This window comes from Nocardioides sp. (assembly GCF_036493135.1).
Taxonomy (GTDB): Bacteria; Actinomycetota; Actinomycetes; order Propionibacteriales; family Nocardioidaceae; genus Nocardioides.
This window is the reverse complement of sequence record NZ_DASXQG010000067.1, coordinates 1-5,980: the sequence shown is the minus strand read 5'-3', so window position 1 is coordinate 5,980 and position 5,980 is coordinate 1. Positions and strand designations below refer to the sequence as shown.

The 5,980-nt window shown below is 71.3% G+C and carries 5 protein-coding genes and 1 pseudogene; 3 read left to right on the top strand and 3 right to left on the bottom strand.

Annotated features, from left to right (window positions below):
* The coding region (locus VGJ24_RS12630) for a TrpB-like pyridoxal phosphate-dependent enzyme (RefSeq protein ID WP_331500980.1) at positions 1-1,138 on the top strand (1,138 nt) is incomplete at its 5' end.
* Here the strand turns inward: VGJ24_RS12630 and VGJ24_RS12625 are convergent.
* A complete protein-coding gene (locus VGJ24_RS12625; RefSeq protein WP_331500978.1) occupies positions 1,128-2,324 on the bottom strand; it encodes an NAD(P)/FAD-dependent oxidoreductase in 1,197 nt (398 codons plus the stop codon). The genes VGJ24_RS12630 and VGJ24_RS12625 overlap by 11 nt on opposite strands.
* Entirely contained in the window at positions 2,321-2,965 is a 645-nt protein-coding gene (folE, locus tag VGJ24_RS12620; protein ID WP_331500977.1) for a GTP cyclohydrolase I FolE, read from the bottom strand. The genes VGJ24_RS12625 and folE overlap by 4 nt, the downstream gene beginning before the upstream one ends.
* 79 nt (positions 2,966-3,044) lie before the next feature.
* Between folE and VGJ24_RS12615 the strand changes: the two genes are divergently transcribed.
* Together VGJ24_RS12615 and VGJ24_RS12610 are read left to right on the top strand one after the other, a co-directional pair.
* Positions 3,045-3,719 (top strand): helix-turn-helix transcriptional regulator, encoded by a 675-nt coding sequence (locus tag VGJ24_RS12615; protein WP_331500975.1) that lies wholly within the window; start codon positions 3,045-3,047, stop codon positions 3,717-3,719.
* A gap of 27 nt (positions 3,720-3,746) precedes the next feature.
* Positions 3,747-5,627: a penicillin-binding transpeptidase domain-containing protein gene (locus VGJ24_RS12610; protein WP_331500974.1), complete on the top strand. Its 1,881-nt coding sequence runs from the start codon at positions 3,747-3,749 to the stop codon at positions 5,625-5,627.
* A 67-nt stretch (positions 5,628-5,694) separates the two neighbouring features.
* On the opposite strand, the pseudogene VGJ24_RS12605 reads toward VGJ24_RS12610, so the two are convergent.
* A pseudogene (locus tag VGJ24_RS12605) lies at positions 5,695-5,980 on the bottom strand (elongation factor G-like protein EF-G2); the annotation flags it as partial.

Sequence of the window (5,980 nt, the reverse complement as noted above, 5' to 3'; positions counted from 1 at the left end):
GTCCCCGCTCTTTCGCGCGACCCGGCTGGAGAAGGCTCTCGGCACGCCGGCCAGGATCTACTACAAGTACGAGGGCGTGAGCCCCGCCGGGTCGCACAAGCCGAACACTGCGGTGCCGCAGGCGTTCTACAACGCCAAGGCGGGCATCAAGAAGCTCACCACCGAGACCGGCGCGGGCCAATGGGGCACCGCATTGGCGTTCGCGTGCGCGCAGTACGACCTCGAGTGCGAGGTCTGGCAGGTGCGCGCGTCGTACGACCAGAAGCCCTACCGCCGCACCATGATCGAGACCTTCGGCGGCACCGTGCACCCCAGCCCGAGCGACCTCACCAACGCCGGGCGCACGATCCTCGCGCAGGACCCCGACTCCACCGGCAGCCTGGGCATCGCGATCAGCGAGGCGGTGGAGGTGGCGGCCCAGGACCCGACGACCAACTACGCCCTGGGCAGCGTGCTCAACCACGTGCTCATGCACCAGACCGTGATCGGCGAGGAGGCGCTCCTCCAGCTGGCGCAGGTCGGCGAGACGCCGGACCTGCTCGTCGGTTGCACCGGCGGCGGCTCGAACTTCGGCGGGCTCGCCTTCCCGTTCCTGCGCGAGAAGTGGGCCGGGCGGATGTCACCGACGATCCGCGCGGTCGAGCCCGCGTCCTGCCCGTCGCTGACGCAGGGCACCTACGCCTACGACTTCGGTGACACCCTCGGGATGACGCCGCTGATGAAGATGCACACGCTCGGCCACGACTTCGTGCCCGACCCCATCCACGCCGGCGGGCTGCGCTACCACGGCATGAGCCCGCTGATCTCTCACCTGTACGAGACCGGCGACCTCGAGGCGGTCGCGAAGAAGCAGTCGGAGTGCTTCGCGGCCGGGGTGCTCTTCGCGCGCACCGAAGGGATCCTGCCCGCGCCCGAACCGACCCACGCGCTCGCCGCGATGGTCGAGGAGGCACTGGCGTGCAAGGAGTCGGGCGAGGAGAAGGTGATCCTGACCGCGCTGTGCGGGCACGGCCACCTCGACCTCGCGGCGTACGACGCCTACCTGCGCGGCGACCTGGTCGACCACAGCTGGGACGACGCGGAGCTGCAGCAGGCGGTCGCCGGCGCGTTGGAGAAGCTGCCGAGCGTCAGCTCCTGAGAGCCGCGTCGTCGGCCTCGGTGCCGACCAGCTCGCGAACCCGGTCGATGGCGTCCCAGTCGTTGACGTGCATGCCGGCGACGACCCGGTTGCCCCGCATCCACCAGACGCGGAACACCCGCCCTTCGACCGGACCCTCGGTGTCGCCGGTGATCACCACCCGGTCGAAACCGTCCGGTCCGGGGTGGCCGACGTACTCCAGGCCGAGCGCGTACTGGTCGGTGAAGAAGTAGGGCAGGTGGTCGGCGACGGCGCCGCCGCCGAGCAGGTTGGTGGCCGCGACCTTGCCGTGCTTGATCGCGGTGTCCCAGTGCTCGACCCGGAGCCGGTGACCGAGGACCGGGTGGTCGACGTTGGCGACGTCGCCCGCGGCGAGCACACCGGGGGCCGAGGTGTGCAGGCCGGCGTCGACGAGGACTCCGTTGTCGACGGCGATCCCGGCGTCGGCGGCCAGGTCGGCCACTGGGGCGACTCCGACACCGACGACCAGGCGGTCGACGGCGAGCGTGTCGCCATCGGCCGACCTGATCGTCGTGCCGTCCGAGCCATGGGTGATCTCCTCGATGCGTACGCCGGTGCGCACGTCGACCCCCTTCTCCCGATGGAGCTGGGCGAACAACGCGCCCACCTGGGGGCCGACCACGTTCAGCAGGGGCTGCTCGAGGGCCTCGAGTACGACGACCTCGGCGCCGGCCTGCTGCGCAGCGCTGGCGACCTCGAGGCCGATCCAGCCGCCGCCGATGATGCCGATCCGTGCGCCGGGCTTGAGCTGCTCCTTCAGGGCGGTCGAGTCGTCGAGAGTGCGCAGGTAGTGCACCGGAGCCCCGGAGTCGTCGGCCAGGGCCAGCCGGCGCGGCATGGCGCCGGTCGCGAGCAGCAGACCGGACCACGCCAGCTCCTCGCCACCCGCGGTCAGGGTGCGCCGGTCGGGGTCGACCGCGTCGACGGTCACTCCGGTCCGCAGGTCGACGTCGTGGGCGGCGTACCACGACTCCTCGTTGACCAGTGCCTTCTCGGCGGGGTCGTTCCCGAGCAGGTAGCCCTTGGACAGCGGCGGACGCTCGTACGGCGCGTGCCGCTCGCCGGCGATGACGACGAGCTCGCCGTCGTAGCCCTGGGTGCGCAGCTCGCGGACGGCGGTGCCGGTGGCGAGACCGCCACCGACCAGGATGATCGGGGCGCTCATCGCGCACCTCCTCGGTTGCGGGTGAGGGACAGGAACTCGGCGCGCGTCTTCGGGTCGTCACGCAGCCGGCCGTGCAGCGCCGCGGTGACGGTGCGTGCGCCCTCGGCCCGCGCCCCACGCAGGCTCATGCAGGTGTGCTCGGCCTCGATCACAACGCCGACCCCCTTGGGGTCGAGACGCTCGGTCAGGTGCTCGGCTATCTCGGTCGTGAGTCGCTCCTGGGTCTGGGCCCTGCGGGCGAAGAACTCCACCGTACGCGCGAACTTCGAAAGGCCGAGGATCCGGTTGCCCGGCAGATAGCCCACGTGGGCGACGCCCGTGAACGGCAGCAGGTGGTGCTCGCACAACGAGTGGACCGGGATGTCGGAGACCAGCACCAGTTCGTCGTACCCGGCCTTGTTGCTGAACGTCGTGGAGTCGAACTCGGGTGGGGTGAGCATCTCGGCGTAGGCGTGGACGAGTCGTCGGGGAGTCTCGAACATGTCCTCTGAGTCGATCGGCAGGCCGAGTGCCGCGAGCATCTCGGTCGCCGCGGCCTCGGCCCTGGCCAGGTCGATCGGCGCGGGCTCGTGGGTGATCCGCGGGCGCCATCGTGCCTCGCCGATCCGCCGCTCGATCTGCACGGCGACCGCTTCGGCCATGGGAATCTCCTTCTGGACGGACATCTCTAAGAGTGAGTAATATGTCTGTTAGAAGTCAGGACGTCAAGTGGAGGTGGCGATGGGAGACGCGTTCTCCGCGATCGGGGCGCTCGCAGACCCGCTGCGGCGGCGCCTCTACACGTTCGTCGCCGGCCGCGACGACGGCGTCGGCCGCGAGGAGGCCGCGCGCGAGGTCGGGGTCCCGCCCCACACGGCCCGGTTCCACCTCGACAAGCTGGTCGAGGAGGGCCTGCTCTCCGTCGACCACCGCCGGCTCACCGGACGCACCGGACCGGGTGCCGGACGCCCGGCCAAGGTGTACCGCCGCTCCGACGCCGAGGTCGCGGTCTCGCTGCCCGAGCGCGGCTACGACCTCGTGGGCCGGGTCTTCGCCGCCGCGGTCGAGCGGTCGCTGGAAGGGGCGGCCCTTCCCGAGACGCTGGCCCAGGAGGCCCGCGAGGCCGGCCGCCGAGACGGTACGACGTACGACGGGAAGGGCGGCGAGCTGGACCGGTCGGCGGGTGTCCTGGCCGGCCGCGGCTTCGAGCCGACCCGCGTCGGCGACGGACTGGTGCTGCGCAACTGCCCGTTCGACGCGCTCGCCCGGGAGCACACAGCGTTGGTCTGCGGGGTGAACCGCGACTACGTCGGCGGCGTGCTCGACGGCCTCGGCTGCGACCACACGTCGGCCCGGCTCGACCCCGGGCCCGACCGCTGTTGCGTGCGCGTGGAGGAGTCGGCCGCCGAGGGCTGACAACTCTTGCCTGACAGGATGGCGAGCATGGGGACCCGCCGCTTGTTGCTCGTCGTACCACCTGTCCTGGCGTTGGTTCTGGCGGGTTGTGGTGGCGGGGACGACGGTCCGTCGCCCGACCCGACGGCCGCCGCGCTGGCCTCCGGCCTGGCCTCGGGTGACCTCTCGCAGGTCTCCTTCGTGGACGCATCCGTGGGCGACGTGCAGCGCGAGTACGACGCCACGGTGGCGGGCCTCGGTGACGTGAAGCCGAAGGTGACCGTCGCCTCGGTGACGAAGGGCAGCGACGGTGCCGCGACCGCGACCCTGCAGTGGAGCTGGCCACTGGGCTCCGGCTGGAGCTACACGAGCAAGGCGCCACTGCATGCCTCCGGCTCGACGTGGCAGGTGGAGTGGACGGACGACGTGGTCGAGCCGTCGCTGAAGCCGGGCGAGAAGCTGGAGGCGACACCCCTCCCGGCCACGCGCGCGGACATCCTCGGGCCGCGCGGGGTCGGGCTGGTGACGGACCGGCCGGTCGTGCGGTTCGGGGTCGACCGGCTGAAGGTCCCCGCAGCGCAGGCGCCGGAGTCGGCTCGCCGCCTGGCCCGGCTCCTCGGCATCGACGTCGCGTCGTACGTCAAGCAGGTGAAGGCGGCCGGCCCGAAGGCGTTCGTGCAGGCGATCGTGTTCCGCCAGGACGAGGTGCCCCCGGCGGTGACGTCGCAGTACGTCCATATCAAGGGCGTCGACGCGATCGCCGGAGAGGTCCCGCTCGGGATCACCAAGGAGTTCGCCGCGCCGATCCTCGGCACGGTCGGTCCGGTGACCGCCGAGATCATCAAGGACAACCCCGGCGTCTACTCGGCGGGCGACGAGGCCGGACTGTCCGGGCTCGAGGCGCGGTACGACGAGCAGCTGCGCGGCACCTCGGGCGTCGACGTCGAGGCGGTCGACGCGAACGACAAGCGCCGGAGGGTGTTCAAGCACGCGGCCACACGTGGGACGCCCCTGCACCTCACGCTCGAGCCGCGGCTTCAGCAGCTGGCCGAGCGCATCCTCAGCACCGTCGGACCGGCCAGCGCGATCGTCGCGATCAGGCCGTCGACCGGGGCGATCCTGGCCGCGGCGAACGGCCCGGGGAACAACGGCTACAACGATGCGACGTACGGCCGGTTCGCGCCGGGCTCGACGTTCAAGACGGTGGGCTCGCTGGCGCTTCTGAAGAAGGGTCAGACGCCGTCGTCCCCGGTCGACTGCCCGACCAGCGTGACCGTCGACGGCAAGGTCTTCACCAACGACAGCTTCTACCCGCCGTCGGCCAACGGGCGGATCACCTTGGCGTCGGCGCTGGCGAACTCCTGCAACACGGCGTTCATCAACGAGCGCACCAAGCTGGGGTCGACGGACCTCGTCGACGCCGCGGCGACGCTCGGCATGGGCGTCGACCACGACCTCGGCTTCCCGGCGTACTTCGGGAACGTCGTGCCGCCGACGTCGGAGACGACCAAGGCTGCCGACATGATCGGCCAGGGCCAGGTCCTGGCCTCGCCGATGACGATGGCGACGGTGATGGCGTCGGTGGTCGCCGGTCGCACGGTGGTGCCGCAGCTGATCACGTCGGTGACACCCGCAAAGACCTCGCCCGAGCCGCTGAGTGCGGCGCAGGACGCGACGCTCAAGCAGATGCTGCGCGGAGTGGTGCTGAACGGCACCGGCATCGGCCTGCTGGACGTGCCCGGCCCTCCGGTGATCGCGAAGACCGGCACCGCGGAGTTCGACCGTGCCGGCAAGCGGCTCACCCACGCCTGGATGATCGCCGGCCAGGGCGACCTCGCGGTCTGCGCCTTCGTCGACGTCGGTCAGACCGGCGCAGGCGTCGCCGGCCCGCTGCTCGAGCAGTTCCTGCGGGGCGCCCTCGCCCGCTGACCCCCTGCGTCCGCACGGGACGTCATACGAACTGGTCGTTAGAACGACCGGAACGTATGACGTCCGGCTACCGCTCGCGGGTGGTGACGGTGCGGGCGACGTCCTCGGGCATCGGCTCGTAGTGACCGAACGACCGGGTGAACGAGCCGGCGCCGTGGGTCGAGGAGCGGAGGTCGACGGCGTACCGGACGAGCTCGGTCTGGGGTACCTCGGCGTTGATCACCGTGCGGTCGTCGCCGACCTTGTCGGTGCCCAGCAGCCGGGCACGCCGCGACGAGAGGTCGCTCATGGTCGCGCCGACGTGCTCGTCCGGCACCACGACCGCGATCAGGTCGTAGGGCTCGAGCATGGTC

Coding starts and splice junctions, on each gene's coding strand:
- VGJ24_RS12625 (WP_331500978.1), bottom strand. CDS start 2,324: ATGAGCGCCCCGATCATCCTGGTCGGTGGCGGTCTCGCCACCGGCACC.
- folE (WP_331500977.1), bottom strand. CDS start 2,965: ATGGCCGAAGCGGTCGCCGTGCAGATCGAGCGGCGGATCGGCGAGGCA.
- VGJ24_RS12615 (WP_331500975.1), top strand. CDS start 3,045: ATGGGAGACGCGTTCTCCGCGATCGGGGCGCTCGCAGACCCGCTGCGG.
- VGJ24_RS12610 (WP_331500974.1), top strand. CDS start 3,747: ATGGGGACCCGCCGCTTGTTGCTCGTCGTACCACCTGTCCTGGCGTTG.